We start from the raw sequence: 16,714 nt of genomic DNA, 5'->3' as shown, positions 1-16,714 counted from the left end.
GTGAACCGGACCAAGGTGATCCTCGCCGCGATCGCGTGTGTGGCGCTCGCCGCCGGCTGCTCCGATGCCCCCGCCGAGTCCGTGCGCGACGCCACGACCTCGGCCGCGGATGCCGCGATCGCGTCGGCCCCTGCGCCCGTCGGCGACGAGCGAGGGGCGCTGATCGAGGACCAGTCGCTCGCCGAGACCGCGGCGGTGAGTCCGCACGGCCCGGTCACCGCCCGCAAGCTCGTCTACCGCTCCACCTCGGGCCTGGACGGCGGCGGAACCGAGGTGTCCGGCACGGTCTTCGTCCCGCCTGGCGCCGCGCCGGAGCGCGGGTGGCCGATCGTCACCGTCGGGCACGGCACCACCGGCGTCACCGACGAGTGTGCGCCCTCGCAGTATCCCGACCTGCTCGGGGCCGTCGGTATGGTCACCGCGCTGCTCGAGCGGGGCTATGTCGTCGTCGCGTCCGACTACCAGGGGCTCGGTACACCGGGACCGCACCCGTACCTGGAGCCGAAGTCCGCCGCCTACAACCTGATCGACGGGGTCCGGGCGGCTCGGGCGGCGGTGCCGAGCACCTCGAACCGCTGGGCGGCGCTCGGCCTCTCGCAGTGTGGTCAGGCGTCGTGGTCCGCGGCCGAACACGCGGTCGGATACGGCGACGGGCTCGAGTTCGTCGGCGCGGCAAACCTGTCCCCGGCAGCGGACCTGTCGCATATCGCCGACGATCTCGGTGGAATCTCGCTGACGCTGCCGCAACAGATCTTCCTGCCGATGCTGCTCGCGGGCGGCGAGGCGCAGCACGCCGGCCTCGATCCGGCGAACTACATCCGGGGCGCACTGGCCGACAGCCGCGAGACCTCGATGTCGTGCGCCCCGCAGGCGGCCGAGCGGAAATGGGATGCGGCGGTGCAGATCACCCGGGCCGACAGCCTCCCGCTGACCACCGCCGACACCGATCGGATGCGGGCGTGGCTGGAGCGGATCGCGCTGCCTCAGCAACGTACCGAGGCGCCGATGCTGGTGGTGGTCGGGGACACCGACGATCTGATCCCTGCGGACTGGACAAGGGCGGCAGTGACGAAGGCCTGTGCCCTCGGCGACGTGATCGCGCTGGAGTCGCGGCCGGGTGAGGGGCATGCCGATCCGCGGGCCACCCCGGGGGCGGTGGCCTGGATCGCGGACCGGTTCGCCGGGGTGTCCGCGCCGAACAGCTGTCCGGGCACCCCGTGAGCGTCTCGCGGTCGGCGACCGCCCGGCTGTCGTAGCGTTTACCCATGACCGCGACCAGCCCGCTCGACCGGCTCCGCGAGCTGTGCCTGCGGATGCCCGAGGCGACGGAGCGGATCAGCCACGGCGAACCGGCCTGGTTCGTCCGCAAGGCCCCGCAGTTCGCGACCCTGTCCGACCACCATCACGACGACCGGCTGGCCTTCTGGGCGGCGGCGCCCGCCGGGGCGCAGTCGGACTGGGTGGCCCGTGACCCGGAGCGCTTCTTCGTGCCGCCCTACGTGGGCGGGCGCGGCTGGATCGGCGTGTACCTCGACCGTCCGCAGGAGTGGGACGACATCGCGGACATCGTCGAGGACGCGTACCGCACGGTCGCCCCGCGGAAGCTGCTCGCCCTGCTCGACGAGAGCCGGGACCGGTGACCGGCACCACCGCCGCGGTTCTGCTGGTCATCGTCGCCGCGGCCCTCGCACTCGGCGCGTGGTGGCTGCGCGGCCGCAGAACACTCACCACGCCTGCGGAGCGAGCCGTGCACGCCACCCTGCACACGGCCGCCCTCGCCGCGAAACCGCTGCGCCGCGGCCTCGACGCCACGTCCGCCACCGAGGCCGCCCCTCACCTGCAGGCACTGACCGGTGCGGATGCGGTGGCGCTGGCCTCCGCGGACGGGGCGCTGCTGGCCTGGCACGGACCACACGCGGGCCTGGCCGAGCGGTTCCGGGAGGCCGGGCTCCGGGCCGTCGCCGGTGAGCGACGGGTACTGGTCGAATCGGCCGAACTCGGCAAGCCCGAGGTCGGGGCGTTGATCGCCCAACCGCTGCTCATCGAGGATTCCGGGGTGGTCGGGGTGATGGGCGTGGTGACCGCGGGTGCGCCCGGCCCCGGCCTGCTGGGTGCGATCACGGAGGTTGCCCGATACGCGTGCAGCCAGATCGAGCTGGCCGAGCTCGACACGTCCAGGGCGCGGTTGGACCGGGCCGAGGTGCGCGCCCTGCGCGCGCAGATCAGCCCACACTTCATCTACAACGCGCTCAACACGGTGGCGTCCTTCGTCCGCACCGATCCGGACCGGGCGAGGGAGCTGATCCTCGAGTTCGCCGACTTCACCCGGTATTCGTTCCGGTCCGCGGGCGAGTACACCCTGCTGGCCGACGAACTGCGCAATATCGACAGGTATCTGACCCTCGAGCGGGCCCGGTTCGGCAAGGCCCTCGAGGTACGCCTGCAGGTCGCCCCGGAGGTGCTCGGCGTCGTGCTGCCGTTCCTTGCATTGCAACCCCTGGTGGAAAACGCCGTGCGGCACGGGATCTCGAGTAAGCCTCAGGGTGGAACCGTGAGCATCGTCGCGGCGGACGAGGGCACCGACTGCGTGATCAGCGTGGAGGACGACGGCGTCGGCATGGATCCCGAACTGTTGCGCTCGGGCTCGCTGGACGCGATCGAGTCCGGCGGCGACCGGCCGAGTGCCAGGGAATCGGCGCACGTCGGCCTGGCGAACGTGGACGACCGACTGCGCGCCGCGTTCGGGAACGACTACGGGCTGGTGGTGGAGACGGCGCCGGGCGCGGGCACCAAGGTGAGCATGCGGGTGCCGAAGTTCCGTCCGGGAATCCGGGCCTGAGTGTGACGGCGGGGGGATTCACCCATGGCACGATGGTTCCGTTGTGACGCAGAACTCCGATGGGCCGACGATCGCCCCGCTGACCGTGCTTGCCGTCGACGATGAGCGCCCCGCCCTCGACGAGCTGGCCTACTTGTTGCGCGCCCAGGAGGCGGTCGGCGACATCCTCACCGCGGGCGATGCCACCACCGCGCTGCGGGTGATCAAGGATCGTCTCGGCAGGTCAGCGGCCATCGACGCGGTGTTCCTCGACATCAACATGCCCGGCCTCGACGGGCTGGAGCTGGCCGGGGTGCTCGCCGCATTCGCCGACCCGCCCGCGGTGGTGTTCGTGACCGCGCACGACGATCGCGCGGTCGCGGCCTTCGACCTCGGGGCCGTCGACTACCTGCTCAAGCCGTTGCGTGAGGAACGGCTGGCGGAATCGGTCCGCAGGATCGTCGCGCTCAAACAGCAACACGAGCGTGCGGGCGCGGGCAGGCCCGAACCGGACGCGGATGAGGTGATCCCGGTCGAACTGGGCGGCCACACGACCCTGGTCCCCCGGTCCGCGGTGGCCTGGGTGGAGGCCGACGGCGACTACGCCAGGCTGCACACGGCGACCGGGTCGCATCTGGTGCGGATCCCGATCTCGGCCCTGGAGAGCCGCTGGGAACAGGCCGGATTCCTGCGGGTGCACCGCTCGTACCTGGTGTCGCTGCAACTGGTCACGGGGATCCGCAGCGTCGGTAACGGCACGGTGGTGTGTCTGCGGGCCGTCGGCGACGGACCGGCCGTCGAGCTGCCGGTGAGCAGGCGGCACACCAGGGAGCTCAAGGATCGGTTGGTGCGCGCGCCGCGGCAGAGCTGGACCGCCCGGTGACCGCGCCAGGGGGAGCGCCGAGGGCGAGGGAGCGGGTGGTGCTGGCCAAAAGGCACGGCGCCAGGATCGTGCGCACCCGGGTGGAGGTCCAGGAGCAGACCGAGGTCGGCGACGCGATGATCCGCGGGCTGGTCCGCGCCCAGCTGGGGCTGGCCCTGCGGCTCGCCCTGCTCGCCGCCGGGCTGCTGTCCGCGGTGCCGCTGCTGATCATCGCGTTCCCCGGGCTCGCGGAGGCGGAGGTGCTCGGGATCCGGTTGCCCTGGCTGGTCCTCGGGGTCCTGGTGTACCCGGTGCTGCTGATCGTCGGCAAGCTCTACATCGGGCGCGCGGAGCGCAACGAGCAAGAGTTCGTCGACCTGGCCGACGACTGAGCGCGGTTGGTGGCCACGGTGTCCGGAGAGCCCATCCCGGTGGCAACGGTGCTCGGCCTGCTGGCCGCGGCGGTGGTGACGGTGGCCATCGGCATCTACGGGGTCCGGCTGGCGCGCACCACCTCGGACTTCCTGGTCGCCTCCCGCAGCGTCGGTCCACGCTGGAACGCCGCCGCGATCTCCGGTGAATACCTTTCGGCGGCATCCTTTCTGGGTGTCGCCGGGTTGATCGCCAAGTACGGTGCGGACGCCCTCTGGTATCCGGTCGGTTTCACGGCGGGCTACCTGGGGTTGCTGCTGTTCGTGGCCGCGCCCCTGCGCAGATCCGGCGCCTACACGGTCCCCGACTTCGCCGAGTTCCGTTTGGGCTCAACGCGACTGCGCAAACTCGCCATGGTGGTCGTGGCGGTGATCTGCATCCTGTACATGGTCCCGCAGTTCCAGGGCGCGGGCCTGACGGTCGGCATCCTGCTGGGCATTCCCACCTGGGTCGGCGCGGTCGCGGTCGCGCTGATCGTCATCGCCAACGTGGTCGGCGGCGGGATGCGCTCGATCACCTTCGTGCAGGCATTCCAGTACTGGCTCAAGCTCACGGCGGTCGCGGTGCCCGCCCTGGTGCTCGCGGTGCACTTCCTCGGTGAGGAGCACGATCTCGGTGCACCCGCGCCGCCCACCGTGGGGGAGCGCACCACGGTGGAGATCACCACCGATGTCGTCGTCCAGGTGTCGGGGCCGATCGCCGCAGGCGTCGACGGAACCCTCGACGGCGCGGACGTGGACGGCATCGTCACCCTGGGGCCGGGTGAACACGAACTGGGCGCGGGCACCGCGCTGGTCCTCGAGGCGGGCTCGCCGGTGCCGGTGGTCGCGGGTGCCCCCGCCACGGACGCCGACTGGCTCGAGCCCGGTTCGGGGCTCGGCGGCGAGCACCCGCTCTTCCAGGTGTATTCGCTGATGATCGGGATCTTCCTCGGCACGGTGGGGCTGCCGCACGTGCTGGTCCGCTTCTACACCAACCCGGACGGCCGGACGGCCAGGAGGACCTCGCTGGCGGTGATCGGGCTGCTCGGCGTGTTCTACCTGTTCCCGACCCTGCTCGGGGTGTTCGCGAGGTTGTGGGTGCCGCAGCTGCTCATCACCGGCACCTCGGATGCGGCGGTGTTGTTGCTGCCCGGGTCGGTCTTGTCCGGTCCCGGCGGCCAGTTGCTGGCCGCACTCGTCGCGGCCGGGGCGATCGCCGCGTTCCTGTCGACCTCCTCGGGGCTGCTGGTCAGCGTCGCGGGCGTGCTGAGCACCGATGTGTTGCGCGGCCGGGTCCGCGACTTCCGGGTGGCGGCGGTGCTGGCGGGCGTCGTGCCGCTGTTGCTCGCGCTCGGCATGGTGTCCGTCGACCTGTCCCGGACCGTCGGGCTGGTGTTCGCCGTCGCGGCGTCCACCCTGTGCCCGCTGCTGGTGCTGGGCATCTGGTGGCGTGGGCTGACGGCGGTCGGGGCGGCGGCAGGCATGGTCACCGGTGGCCTGGTGGCCGGGGCCGCCGCCCTGCTGACCGCGGTCGGAGGGGCGCCGGGCGGCTGGGCGGACTGGACGCATACCGGTTGGCCCGGTGCTGTTGTCGGCTATCCGGCGGCGGTGAGCGTGCCGCTGGCGTTCCTGGTCATGGTGCTCGTCAGCCGGGTCACCCGCGGCCGGGTGCCCCAGGACGTCGGCCGGACCTTCGCCCGCATGCACGCGCCGGAACGGCTCGGCGTCGGCAGGGACCGGGAAGGGGACCTCCGGTCCCTGTGAGCGGTTGACGAGTCTCTGGACTCGTCAACCGCGCACGGGCGGCGCAGCCGCCGTTCGTCGTGTGGTGACGACCGTCCGGCGCGAGATCCGACGGTTCGGCGTGTGACCGTCGCCACAGGCTGTCTCTGTGACCTGTGTCTCATTAACGTCTGTGACCTGCCGGTCCTCACGGGATCTGGCCACCACTGACCGAGGAGTCCGCAGTGACCACAGCCGACCTGATCCCGGAGAGGTCGCCCGAGCGGCCGACCCCGGACGCGCAGGCCTTCATCGACATGCAGGCCAGTCCCGAGTTCCAGGAGTTGCGGAGCAGGCTGCGGCGCTTCGTCTTCCCGATGACCGCGTTCTTCCTGACCTGGTACGCGACCTACGTGCTGCTGGCCACCTACGCGACCGACTTTATGGCAACCAAGGTGATCGGCAACGTCAATCTCGGTGTCATCCTCGGGCTCGGCCAGTTCGTGTCGACCTTCGTCATCACCGCGCTCTATGTGAGGTTCGCGAACCGCGAGCTCGATCCCCGCGCCACCGCGATCCGCGAAGAGCTGGAAGGACCGGCCAAGTGACCACTCTGGCAGCGGGTACGGCCTCGGTCGGCAACCCGGCACTGAACATCGCGATCTTCGTGGCGTTCGTCGTGATCACCATGACCATCGTGATCCGCGCGAGCCGCACCACCAAGAAGGCGTCCGACTTCTACACCGGCGGCGCCCAGTTCTCCGGCCCGCAGAACGGCTTCGCCATCGCGGGCGACTACCTGTCCGCCGCCTCCTTCCTCGGTATCGCGGGGGCCATCGCCGTCTACGGCTACGACGGGTTCCTCTACTCGGTGGGATTCCTGGTCGCCTGGCTGGTGGCACTGCTGCTGGTCGCCGAATTGCTCCGCAACACCGGCAGATTCACGATGGCCGACGTGCTCAGCTTCCGGCTGCGGGAGCGCCCGGTCCGGATGGCCGCCGCGCTGTCCACGCTGGTGGTCTCGCTGTTCTACCTGCTCGCCCAGATGGCGGGCGCGGGCGGACTCGTGGCCCTGCTGCTGAACATCAACGGCAAGGTCGGCCAGGCCGTCGTCGTGGCGGTGGTCGGGGTGCTGATGATCGTCTACGTGCTCATCGGTGGCATGAAGGGCACCACCTACGTGCAGATGGTCAAGGCCGTGCTGCTCATCCTGGGCGCCGGGATCATGTTCGTGCTGGTGCTCTTCGCGGTGAAGGGCAACTTCTCGCAGCTGCTCGCGGACGCGCAGACGATGGTCAACGGCTCCGCCAACGAGGCGGTCGCGGGCCGCGACATCCTGGCGCCCGGCGCGAAGTACGGCATCAGCTCCATGTCGCGGCTGGACTTCATCTCCCTCGGCATCGCGCTGGTGCTCGGCACCGCAGGACTGCCGCATGTGCTGATGCGCTTCTACACCGTGCCCACCTCGAAGGAGGCCCGTCGGTCGGTGACCTGGGCGATCGGCCTGATCGGGGCGTTCTACCTGTTCACCCTGGTGCTCGGATACGGCGCCGCCCGGATGGTCGGGCCCGACAAGATCCTCGCGGCGCCGGGCAAGGAGAACTCCGCCGCGCCGCTGCTCGCGTTCGAACTCGGCGGCACCATCTTCCTCGCGGTCATCTCGGCGGTGGCCTTCGCGACCATCCTCGCCGTCGTGGCCGGCCTGGCGATCACCGCCTCGGCCTCCTTCGCCCACGACATCTACGCCAGTGTCATCAAGCGGGGCAAGGCTTCCGAGGAGCAGCAGGTCCGGGTCTCGAGGATCACCGTGGTGGTCATCGGAATGGTCTCGATCGTCCTCGGCATCCTCGCCATGGGGCAGAACATCGCCTTCTTGGTCGCGCTCGCCTTCGCCGTCGCGGCCTCCGCGAACTTGCCGACGCTGCTGTACTCGCTGTTCTGGAAGAAGTTCAACACCACCGGTGCACTGTGGAGCATCTACGGCGGCCTGATCAGCTGCCTCGTGCTGATCGTGTTCTCGCCCGCGGTGTCCGGCAAGGCCTCGTCGATGTTCCCGAGCGCCGACTTCGACTTCTTCCCGCTGGCGAACCCCGGCATCGTCTCCATCCCGCTCGCCTTCGTGCTCGGCATCGTCGGCACCCACGTCGGCCGGGCCAAGCAGGAGAACGCGGCCAAGCAGGCCGAGATGGAGGTCCGCTCCCTGACCGGGGTGGGCGTCGAGAAGGCCGTCGCCCACTAGCAGACCGTTGACTGTTCGCTACGATTCGTCAATGGCTAAGCTGAAGGTGTCGATCGATGTGCCGTTGTCCCCGCAGGAAGCGTGGGAGAAGGCAAGCGCTCTGGAGGAATTCGAGAAGTGGCTCTCGATTCACGACGGGTGGCGCTCGGAGATCCCCGAGCAGCTGACGGCCGGGACCACCGCCGAGTCGGTGGTCTCGGTCAAGGGGATGCGGAATCGGATCAAGTGGGTCATCAAGGAGTACAACCCGCCCAAGACCCTGCTCCTGAAGGGCGACGGCAAGGGCGGCGTCAAGGTGAACCTCACGCTCTCGGTGACGCCAAAGGGTGACGGCGCCGAGGTCGGTCTGAACATCGACCTCGGCGGGGCGCCGCTGTTCGGCCCGATCGGGTCCGGCGTCGCCCGCGCCCTCAAGGGCGACATCGAGGGCTCGCTGCGCACGTTCGTCACCCTCTACGCCCAGGTCGACTAGACCAGGAGCTTGGCCCGCAACGTGTTCACCGTGTGCTGATCCAGTCGGAGCCCGTCGCGCACGTAGCGGTCGAAGCTGCCGTACAGCCGGTTGACCTGATCGAACGCGGCGTCGAGCCAGGACTGCTCGACGGCGTCGCTGCGGCCGAGGAAGGTGTTGCTGGCCAGGAAGTCCGCGTTCACCGTCGCGCGGGGGACGCCGAGGATGGTCAGCAGGACGGCGGTCGCCCATCCGGTACGGTCCTTGCCCGCGCTGCAGTGGTAGACGACCGCGCCGCTCTGTTGCTGCGCGATCGCGGTGAGAAGGTCGCGGAACGCGACGTCGGAGCCCTGGAAGCTGACCATGAACGGGTAGCCGATGCTCTGGCCGATATCGGAGGAACCCTTGACGGCCGCGTCGATGATGGCCCGCCCCAGGGTGATCGGCACGAATTCGTGGAACCCGAGCCCGTTGTTCAGGCTCACCACATCCGCGACCTTGTACTCGACGCCTGCGGGCAGCCGGTCCGGTTCGTCCTTGCGCTCCACGGCGTTGCGCAGGTCCACGTCGAGGGTGACGTTCGCCGCGGTGAGCTTCGCCTGGTCGGAGTCGGTGAGCTTGCTCAGCCTGTTCGACCGGTACACCAGGTCCTCGCGCACCCGGCGGCCGTCGGCGGTCAGGTAGCCGCCGATGTCCCGGAAGTTCTTGGCGCCCTCGAGCTGGACGTCGGGGGCGGCGGGCTGGGCCGAGGCGGCCGCCGGGACCAGCAGGCCGGGCGTGAGCGCGACCGTCGCCGCCAGCAGTGAACCGATCAACCGTGCCCGAACTCCGCGTGTCATCGCCGTTCGCCCCCTCGTGATTGCGCACCCGGTCGTCCCGCCGGGATCCGAGGGGAGGCTACGACAGATCGACGACCGGCACCGGCGTTCGATCGGAATCCGCCTGCGTCAGCTCAGGACCGGGACCCCGGCCGTGTCGGTCAGCCAGGTCTGGGCGAGCCGGTCGAGCGTGCCGTCGGCGTAGAGCGCGTCGACCGCCGCGGAGGCGCATGCCGTCATCGGGCTGTTCTTCTCGAGCACCAGGCCGAAGAACTCGGTGACCGTGTTCGGCCGCGGGAACTGGCCGATCAGTGTGCTGTTCGGCAGGTCGGTTGCGGTGATCTGGAATCCGGTCGAGATGTCGACGACCAGGGCGTCGATCGTGCCGGCCGCCAGTGCGGCCTTCGCCTCGTCGTTGGTGGCGAACTCGACGGGCGGCTGGGACGGCCGGATCGTCCCGGTGATCGAGGCCAGGCTGGTGGAGCCGCTCTGTGCGCCGAGCCGGAAGGGGGCGAGCCCGTCGAGGGAATCGATCGCCGCGGCCGGGGTGCCCCCCATCGCGACGATGGACTGTGCCACCGCGTAGTACGGCGACGAGAAGTCGACGGCGTCGCGCCGGTCGCCCACGATGGTGACCTGGTTGATGTCGAAATCGAAGTTCTTCTCACCGGGCGCGATCGCGTCGCCCCATGGCACCCGGATGAACTCGACCTGATCCGGTCGGTACCCGAGCTTCTCGGACACCGAGCGGGCCACCGCGCCCTCGAAGCCCTTGCCGTTCGACGGGTCGTTGCCGACGATCCAGGGCTCGTAGGCCGGTGAATCGGTGGCGATGGTGAGGGCGCCGTCGGTCACGGTGGCACCGCTGCCCGGGCCGCAGTTGCCGACCGCCGTGGTGGTGGGCAGCTTGGTGTACGCCTCGGGAATCGACGTCGGCCCCGACTCGGACTCGGCCCCGGCGGAACACCCGCCGAGGATCAGCGCGGACACCGCGGCGAGTGCGACGAGGACGGGGCGATGGCCGATTCTGGACACCCGGTCATAGTGCCCAGGATCAGGGACCAAGAGCAATAGGAACGGTCGGTATGTCAGCGGCCGACGGTCAGCAGGTGGAACGTGGTCTTTCCCGCGATGCCGAAGTTGTCGTCGGCCACGTGACGTTCTCGGGCACCGTGGATGCTGGTCCGATACAGCTTCCCCGAGAATCCACCTGCCGCCGAGACGTTGTGCTCCACGGTGAGATAGTCGGAGTCGTCGATCGCCAGGATCTCGCCGATCCCGTTCGCCGACGACACGGGAGTGAACGCCTCGCCGGGCGCGAGGCGTACCGGGTCGACCTCGTAGACGAACTCGCCGAGGTCGGCGCCGGTGGCCCGGTCCAGGCGCAGGACGCGGGACGCGGGACGCGGGACGAGCTGCCCACCTGATCCGAGATGGCCGGGCCGTCCTGGGCCAGGGCGTTCTCGCTCGCGGCGGTGACTGTGGTGCCCGCGCGGTCGACGGTCATGGCCTCGAAGCCGGGCAGGCCGATGCGAGCGGATTGCGGATCCGAAGTCGGGATCGGCGCTTGCGGACGGTGGTGCCAGCACCACCCGAGATTCGGGTGGTGGCTGTCTGATCACAGACGGCCGTTCTTCGTAGCTTGATGGTGTGAAGGTGAAACTTGCGGTGCTGGTGGCGGCGATGGTGACGGCGACGTCCTGCGGTGTGGACGATGCGCCCGAAGTGCGGGAAGTGGGGAAGGAGCAGGTCACGGCGGCTCTGAATGATGCCGTCCAGCTGGGATATCCGGGTGCGGAGGCGGTGATCGACGACAGGGGGCACAGTTGGCGGGTCACCGCGGGTGTCGGCGATCTGGCTACCGGTGAGCCGTTCGCTGCCAATGCCCGGGTCCGGATCGGCAGCAACACGAAGACATTCGTGGCGACGGTCATGTTGCAGTTGGTGGCCGAGGGCAAGGTCGAACTGGATGCCCCGGTGGAGCGGTATCTGCCAGGAGTGGTGCATGGGCCGGGTATCGACGGGAACCGGATCACGATCCGAAATCTGCTGCAGCACACCAGCGGGCTCCCCGAGTATGCGGCGGAGTTCGGAGCGACGCCGATGCCTTGGCAAATGGAGATCCTCAGCGAACAGGCGCGGTGGCAGACCGCGGATATGGCCGCTGTCCTGCGCGCCGCGCTGACCGGTCCCGCCGCATTCGAGCCCGGCGCGAAGTGGGAATACTCCAACACGAATTACGCCATCGTCGGGATGGTGATCGAGAGGATCACCGGCGCTTCTGTTGGCGCGGAGATCACCCGTCGCATCGTCGAGCCACTCGGCCTCCACGACACCTACTACCCGGCACCGGACGAAACCGATATGCGTGGCCCGCATCCCATCGGCTACACCGAGGTCGGCGGCAGGCGGACCGACTACACCAGCCAGAACGTGTCCGCGGCCGGTGCGGCGGGCGCGATGGTCGCCAGCGGCGCGGACCTCAACCGCTTCTTCGCCGCCCTCCTGGACGGCAAACTGCTTCCGCCAGCCCAATTGGCCGAGATGCAAGATGTCCGGTCCATCAGCGAAAGCGGCACGATGGCATACGGTCTCGGGTTGATGCGCCTATCGATGCCCTGCGGACAGTTCTTCTGGGGCCACAGCGGAGGCATCTCCGGGTCGATCACCTATGCCGGTGTGGTTCCGGCGACCGGGCGGGCCGTAACCATCTCGCTGAACCAGGATTTCACCGATGAAGCGCGGTCTCCCGCCGCCAGTCGCGCACTCACTGCCGCGGTGTGCCCGGCGCCGTGAGCATCGCGTGCGGACCACCTCAGCAGCGCGTGGGAGCCGGCTCCCCGCGGAAGCGTGCCTCGACGTAGTTCCAGGCGTCGCCGAAGCCGGCCGCAGCGGTGGTCATGTGCTCGGCGATGTCGTACGGCACGAAGGTCAGGGGTGCTCCGGCCGCGCAATACCGGTGCGCGACATCGGCTACCGCGTCATAGGGGGTGAGCCCGTCGTACATGCCGTGCCAGATAGATGGGCATGGTCGGGATCGTCGGGTAGTAGCGGAGGCTGTTCTCCCGCAGGACGCCGAGTGCCTCCGGACTTCCCAACAGGCTGGTCGACGCGGCGAGCTGCTCCGCGTTGCGGAACACGCCGTGGAAGAACAGGAATCGCCTGCACTCGTTGGTCACCCAGTCGCGGAACCACAGGCCAGTCGGGTTCAGCTGCGCCGAGACCGGCAGCCGGTCGGGATACTCGCGCTCGAGTCCCATAGCCGCGGCGAAGGCGAGGCCGAAGCCCGGATGCGGGTTGAGGCCGAGGCCCTGCACCATTTCCCAGAGGTCCGCCGGGATCCCGCCCGCGGCCACCCCGGCGAGCTTCAGCTCGGGTGCGTAAGTCGGTTGCAGCGCCGCCGCCCATGCACTCGCCATGCCGCCGCCGGAGTACCCGGCCAGCGCGACCGGGCTGTTCGCGAGACCGAGCTCGGCCACTTTCTGCACGGCACGGACGCTGTCGAGCGCGATCAGGCCGCCGAGCTTGGCGGCACCGTAGGCGCCGGTCGGCCCGATGTGGTCGGGCACCGACACCGCCCAACCGCGGTTGATCGGCAGATACATGCCGGGGGCATCGTTCAGCTCGCCGTTGAACAGCGCCCGCGAGGGGTTGCACTTGGTGCCCAGAGAATTGATGATCGCCTGGTAGGACACGAGCGGCGGATTCTTGATGCCGCGGGGCAGGAACACCGTGGTCATGCCAAGGATGGGCTTGCCGGTGGAGTTCGTCGAGCGGAACGCCACCTGCCAGCCGTCGCTGTTCGCGTACAGCGAGGCGTCGATGGGGCGGACCCGGACCACATCGCCCGGACGCAGATTCGCGAGGTCGGGAGGGGCCAGATAGAACGGGTCCGGATCGGGCGTGGGGTAGAGGGGTCCCGCCGGTGTGGCGGTCGCGGGCAGGGCCAGTCCCGCAAGCAGGTTTCCCGGGTAGACGCGTAACACGCTAACCCAAGGAGCCCGTGTGGGCAGCGCGTAGCGGCGAAAAAACCCGCCCTGATCACCTTGTCTGCCGTCCAGGTGGTAACCAGTCGGGTGGTCGGTTTCGGGGTCGATCCGGGCGCATCGGCGATATATTCATAGATGGGGGTCGCCTGGAAGGAGACCCGTGACGCAATTCGACAGGACCGTCGAGGTTGCGCTCGAGCCCGACGCGGCGTTCGAGCTGATCAGCCGTCCGGAACGGCTGCGACGATGGTTGACCGTGGCCGCGAGGGTCGATCTGCGCCAGGGCGGGCGGTACCGATGGACGGTGGTGCCCGGCCACTCCGCTTCCGGCACGTTCGAAGAGGTCGTGCCCGGTCAGCGACTCAAGCTCCGGTGGTGGTGGGAGGACAGCGACGACCTGCCGCCGGGTGGCTCGACGGTCGCGATGACCCTGACCCCACATGACGGTTCGACCGAGATCCGGTGGGTCCACGACGGCCTGACCGACGCGCAGGCGCCGAGCCATGCCGAGGTGTGGAATCACTACCTCGACCGGCTGGCCGTCGCCGCCCGCAGCGGCGACGCGGGACCAGACGACTGGGCGGTCGCCCTCGAACCGACGGACGAACTCACCTGCGCCGAAGCCACGCTCGTGGTGCTGCAGGAAGTGCTGCGCGGTCTCACCGCCGACGACATGCCCCGTCGGACCCCGTGCCGCGACTTCACGGTCGCCGCGCTGGCCGAGCACCTGCTCGGGTCGATCGCGAGCCTCGGGTCGGCGGGGGGTGCGACGATGCCGGTCGCTGACGAGAACGATGATGTGGAGGTGCGGGTGGCCGACGCCGCCGCGGCGGCTACGGAAGGTTGGCACCGCCGTGGTCTCCACGGCACCGTGTCGCCTGGCTCGACCCCGATGGCCGCGACAACGGCCGTGAGCATCCTGTCGATCGAATTCCTGGTCCACGCATGGGATTTCGCGGTGGCGACGGGGCAGGGGATCGAGGTGCCCGACCAGCTCGCGAGCTATGTGCTGGGACTGGCGAACACGGCCATCGGGCCGCCGCAGCGCGAGAGTGGGGACTTCGGGGACCCGGTGCCGGTCGAGGAAGGTGCGGGGCCGCTCGAGCAGCTCATCGCGTTCACGGGTCGGCGGCAGCCGGCCTGATCGAGCGTCGCTGTCGGTCCGCTGTGGTGCCCTCGGCAGGATTCGAACCTGCGACCTACCCTTTAGGAGAGGGTTGCTCTATCCCCTGAGCTACGAGGGCATCCAACCCGCAGAGCACCTGCGGGCCGTATTGCACGGTAGGAGTGTAGCGGGTACGGGTTGATTCCTAGCCGTTCGCCCGGCCGACGACTCGGCGGTGGAGCAGTTCGAGGCTCGCCACGATCACCGCCGCCATCAGCACGTGCATCAGGATCAGGGCGGTCTTCGTGACGCCGTCGGTGTCGACCATCGCGGCGAGCGCGATGGTGAGCAGGGGCAGCGCCGCGCCGACCACCTGGCCGAGCCTGACCACGGCGGGCCACCGCAGTGACAGCAGTGCGACCGGTCCCATGCCGATCGCGGTCGGCACCGCCGAGATCATCACGATGCTGCCTGAGGGGATCGGGTTGACGGTCCCCTTGTCGAGGACCTCCAGTGACCCGCCTGCGATCACTGCGACCAGGTAGATCGCCAGATTGCCCACCACAGCCGCCGCCGTCGCGGCGAGGACCGAATTGTTCAGGTCAAGCGGGTGTCGGGAATCACTCGCCGCGGCCGATGGTTACCGTGATCATGACCACCACCGAGTCCGTAGTTGCGAACGCGTTCGGAGGACCCGAGGTCCTCACGGTGATCGAGGAGGCGCTGCCCGATCCAGGCCCGGGGCAGGTGCTTCTCGAGTTGCGCGCGGTGGGCGTGAATCCCATCGACCACAAGCTCTACAGCGGCGCCTTCGGCGCCGACGCATCCAGGTTGCCGATCCGGCCGGGAATCGAGGCCTCGGGGGTGGTGCTCGCGGTCAGTCCGGGTGCGGCCGGCCCCACCGGCCCGGTCGCTGTCGGCGACGAGGTGATCACCTATGCGGGCGAGGGCGCCTACACCCGGCGGCTCGTGGTCGGGGCCGAGTCCGTGTACCCGCGGCCGCAGGCTCTGACCTGGGAGCAGTCCGCGGGGCTGCTGGTGACGGGCGGCACCGCGTCCGAAGCGATCGTCGTGACCGGGGTAGTGGAGGGCGAGACCCTGCTGATCCACGGGGCGGCGGGCGGCGTCGGCTCGCTGGCCGTGCAGCTGGCGGTGGCCAAGGGCGTCACGGTGATCGGAACCGCGGCGGCGGACAATCACGAATACCTGCGTGGCCTCGGGGCGATCCCGGTGACCTACGGGGACGGGCTGGAAGCACGGGTCCGCGAGCTGGCCCCGAACGGGGTCGACGCTGCCTTCGACACCGCCGGAACCGATGAGGCGGTGGACGTCTCGCTCGCGTTGGTCGCCGACCGCAAGCGCATCGTCACCATCGTCGCGTTCGGACGGGCACAGGGGGAGGGCTTCGTCGCGATCGGCGGAGGAAATCCCGACAGCGCCGGGATCCGGGAGGCCGCCTGGCCCCGGCTGATCGAGACGGCCGCGCGCGGTGACCTCGATGTCGTTGTCGCCAAGACCTTTCCGCTCACGGAGGCGGCTCGCGCGCACGCCGAGCTCCAGCGGCCGCATCCACGCGGCAAGTTCATCCTGATTCCCTAGCCCTCCGGATCGTGCGGGCCAGGATCGGGCGCAGTATGGGCTCTGCGATCCCGCCTGCCCGCACGAGCACCCGGGTGAGCGGGTCGATCGCGCCCGACACGGCCGCGGTCTCCGGGGGTTTGCGGGTGTTCTCCGCCGCGAAACCGGGGGTGTCGGTGTCCGGGGGATACAACACGGCGACCGTGACGCCCGCGGGCTCGACCTCGTAGCGCAGACAGTGCGCGAGCTGGTGCACCGCGGCCTTGGTCGGCCCGTAGCCGGAATATCCGACGACTCCGACCACCCCCGCCGTGGAACTGGTCAGCACGAGGTGGCCGCGCCCACGGGACACCATCCCGGGCAGGACCGCGCGCGCGGCGTGCACCGCGCCCAGGTAGTTCAGCCGCATCTGCGACTCGAATTCGTCGATCGGTACGTCGAGGAATCGCCCCGGCAATGCGGTCCCGGCGCAGGCCCAGGCCGCGCCGATCGGCTCGGCGGTGGCCAGGAGCTGCTCCTCGCCGCGGGCGATGACCGATACCGCCGCGCCCCTGGCCCTCGCGGCGCGGGCGACCGCGGCACCGATGCCCTGCGAGCCGCCGGTCACGATGACGTGCGAGCGCTGCCAGTCGAACCGGGATCTCTTCACCACCGCGCGATCGTAGAACTTCGGTCACAAATGCCGGTCGGTTCTGTCATTCGGTTTCGCGGCGGTACTG

The 16,714-nt window shown here is 69.7% G+C and carries 17 protein-coding genes, 1 tRNA gene and 1 pseudogene; 12 read left to right on the top strand and 7 right to left on the bottom strand.

Annotated features, from left to right (window positions below):
• From JOE46_RS12800 to JOE46_RS12760, 9 genes are all read left to right on the top strand, one after another.
• Entirely contained in the window at positions 1–1,221 is a 1,221-nt protein-coding gene (locus JOE46_RS12800) for a lipase family protein (RefSeq protein ID WP_209927463.1), read from the top strand.
• Positions 1,222–1,265: 44 nt separating this feature from the next.
• Entirely contained in the window at positions 1,266–1,640 is a 375-nt protein-coding gene (locus JOE46_RS12795; RefSeq protein ID WP_077042704.1) for an MmcQ/YjbR family DNA-binding protein, read from the top strand.
• Positions 1,637–2,839, top strand: coding sequence for a sensor histidine kinase (locus tag JOE46_RS12790; protein WP_097213923.1), 1,203 nt, complete (start codon positions 1,637–1,639; stop codon positions 2,837–2,839). Before JOE46_RS12795 ends, JOE46_RS12790 begins: the two co-directional genes overlap by 4 nt.
• Positions 2,840–2,882: 43 nt before the next feature.
• Entirely contained in the window at positions 2,883–3,701 is an 819-nt protein-coding gene (locus JOE46_RS12785; RefSeq protein ID WP_209927461.1) for a LytTR family DNA-binding domain-containing protein, read from the top strand.
• Positions 3,698–4,072, top strand: coding sequence for a hypothetical protein (locus JOE46_RS12780; protein ID WP_373560293.1), 375 nt, complete (start codon positions 3,698–3,700; stop codon positions 4,070–4,072). The genes JOE46_RS12785 and JOE46_RS12780 overlap by 4 nt, the downstream gene beginning before the upstream one ends.
• Positions 4,073–4,090: 18 nt before the next feature.
• Complete coding sequence (locus JOE46_RS12775; protein ID WP_269588956.1) at positions 4,091–5,857, top strand: cation acetate symporter; 1,767 nt, start codon at positions 4,091–4,093, stop codon at positions 5,855–5,857.
• 203 nt (positions 5,858–6,060) lie between these two features.
• Positions 6,061–6,423: a DUF485 domain-containing protein gene (locus tag JOE46_RS12770; protein ID WP_097213925.1), complete on the top strand. Its 363-nt coding sequence runs from the start codon at positions 6,061–6,063 to the stop codon at positions 6,421–6,423.
• Positions 6,420–8,054, top strand: a complete 1,635-nt coding sequence (locus JOE46_RS12765) for a cation acetate symporter (RefSeq protein WP_097213926.1) — start codon at positions 6,420–6,422, stop codon at positions 8,052–8,054. Before JOE46_RS12770 ends, JOE46_RS12765 begins: the two co-directional genes overlap by 4 nt.
• 31 nt (positions 8,055–8,085) lie before the next feature.
• Positions 8,086–8,526, top strand: coding sequence for an SRPBCC family protein (locus JOE46_RS12760; protein ID WP_097213927.1), 441 nt, complete (start codon positions 8,086–8,088; stop codon positions 8,524–8,526).
• Here the strand turns inward: JOE46_RS12760 and JOE46_RS12755 are convergent.
• The 3 genes from JOE46_RS12755 to JOE46_RS12745 form a co-directional block, all read right to left on the bottom strand.
• Positions 8,523–9,344, bottom strand: a complete 822-nt coding sequence (locus JOE46_RS12755; protein WP_097213928.1) for a tyrosine-protein phosphatase — start codon at positions 9,342–9,344, stop codon at positions 8,523–8,525. The genes JOE46_RS12760 and JOE46_RS12755 overlap by 4 nt on opposite strands.
• Before the next feature lie 108 nt (positions 9,345–9,452).
• The gene (locus JOE46_RS12750) at positions 9,453–10,349 is read right to left on the bottom strand and encodes a transporter substrate-binding domain-containing protein (protein WP_373560294.1); all 897 of its coding nucleotides are present in this window, start codon (positions 10,347–10,349) and stop codon (positions 9,453–9,455) included.
• Positions 10,350–10,411: 62 nt separating this feature from the next.
• The gene (locus JOE46_RS12745; RefSeq protein WP_269588955.1) at positions 10,412–10,912 is read right to left on the bottom strand and encodes an esterase-like activity of phytase family protein; all 501 of its coding nucleotides are present in this window, start codon (positions 10,910–10,912) and stop codon (positions 10,412–10,414) included.
• A 61-nt stretch (positions 10,913–10,973) separates the two neighbouring features.
• On the opposite strand from JOE46_RS12745, the gene JOE46_RS12740 reads away from it, so the two are divergent.
• The gene (locus JOE46_RS12740) at positions 10,974–12,119 is read left to right on the top strand and encodes a serine hydrolase (protein WP_209927459.1); all 1,146 of its coding nucleotides are present in this window, start codon (positions 10,974–10,976) and stop codon (positions 12,117–12,119) included.
• A 19-nt stretch (positions 12,120–12,138) separates the two neighbouring features.
• Here JOE46_RS12740 and JOE46_RS12735 read toward each other — a convergent pair.
• Positions 12,139–13,285 (bottom strand): annotated as a pseudogene (locus JOE46_RS12735) (lipase family protein).
• A 187-nt stretch (positions 13,286–13,472) separates the two neighbouring features.
• Here JOE46_RS12735 and JOE46_RS26975 point away from each other — a divergent pair.
• Positions 13,473–14,456 carry a TIGR03086 family metal-binding protein gene (locus JOE46_RS26975; RefSeq protein ID WP_209927458.1) on the top strand — a complete coding sequence of 328 codons (984 nt, stop codon included), beginning with the start codon at positions 13,473–13,475 and terminating at the stop codon, positions 14,454–14,456.
• A gap of 24 nt (positions 14,457–14,480) precedes the next feature.
• On the opposite strand, the gene JOE46_RS12725 is transcribed toward JOE46_RS26975, so the two are convergent.
• Together JOE46_RS12725 and JOE46_RS12720 are read right to left on the bottom strand one after the other, a co-directional pair.
• Positions 14,481–14,556: transfer RNA gene (locus JOE46_RS12725), tRNA-Arg, on the bottom strand.
• A gap of 66 nt (positions 14,557–14,622) precedes the next feature.
• Positions 14,623–15,018: a DUF6069 family protein gene (locus JOE46_RS12720; RefSeq protein WP_280923598.1), complete on the bottom strand. Its 396-nt coding sequence runs from the start codon at positions 15,016–15,018 to the stop codon at positions 14,623–14,625.
• Positions 15,019–15,068: 50 nt separating this feature from the next.
• Between JOE46_RS12720 and JOE46_RS12715 the strand changes: the two genes are divergently transcribed.
• On the top strand, positions 15,069–16,016 hold the full coding sequence (locus JOE46_RS12715; protein WP_209927456.1) for an NADP-dependent oxidoreductase: 948 nt from the start codon (positions 15,069–15,071) through the stop codon (positions 16,014–16,016).
• On the opposite strand, the gene JOE46_RS12710 is transcribed toward JOE46_RS12715, so the two are convergent.
• The gene (locus JOE46_RS12710; RefSeq protein ID WP_209927454.1) at positions 16,000–16,647 is read right to left on the bottom strand and encodes an SDR family NAD(P)-dependent oxidoreductase; all 648 of its coding nucleotides are present in this window, start codon (positions 16,645–16,647) and stop codon (positions 16,000–16,002) included. The genes JOE46_RS12715 and JOE46_RS12710 overlap by 17 nt on opposite strands.
• Between the last annotated feature and the right edge of the window lie 67 nt (positions 16,648–16,714).

Origin of the sequence: Rhodococcus sp. PvR099 (assembly GCF_017833315.1) — a bacterium.
GTDB lineage: Bacteria > Actinomycetota > Actinomycetes > Mycobacteriales > Mycobacteriaceae > Rhodococcus_G > Rhodococcus_G oryzae.
The sequence above is the reverse complement of the archived record's forward strand: the minus strand, read 5'-3'. Positions and strand labels throughout refer to the sequence as shown.

Excerpts from the sequence above, each read along its gene's own strand:
- JOE46_RS12795 (WP_077042704.1), top strand. The coding sequence starts at position 1,266 with ATGACCGCGACCAGCCCGCTCGACCGGCTCCGCGAGCTGTGCCTGCGG.
- JOE46_RS12760 (WP_097213927.1), top strand. The coding sequence starts at position 8,086 with ATGGCTAAGCTGAAGGTGTCGATCGATGTGCCGTTGTCCCCGCAGGAA.
- JOE46_RS12755 (WP_097213928.1), bottom strand. The coding sequence starts at position 9,344 with ATGACACGCGGAGTTCGGGCACGGTTGATCGGTTCACTGCTGGCGGCG.
- JOE46_RS12715 (WP_209927456.1), top strand. The coding sequence starts at position 15,069 with ATGACCACCACCGAGTCCGTAGTTGCGAACGCGTTCGGAGGACCCGAG.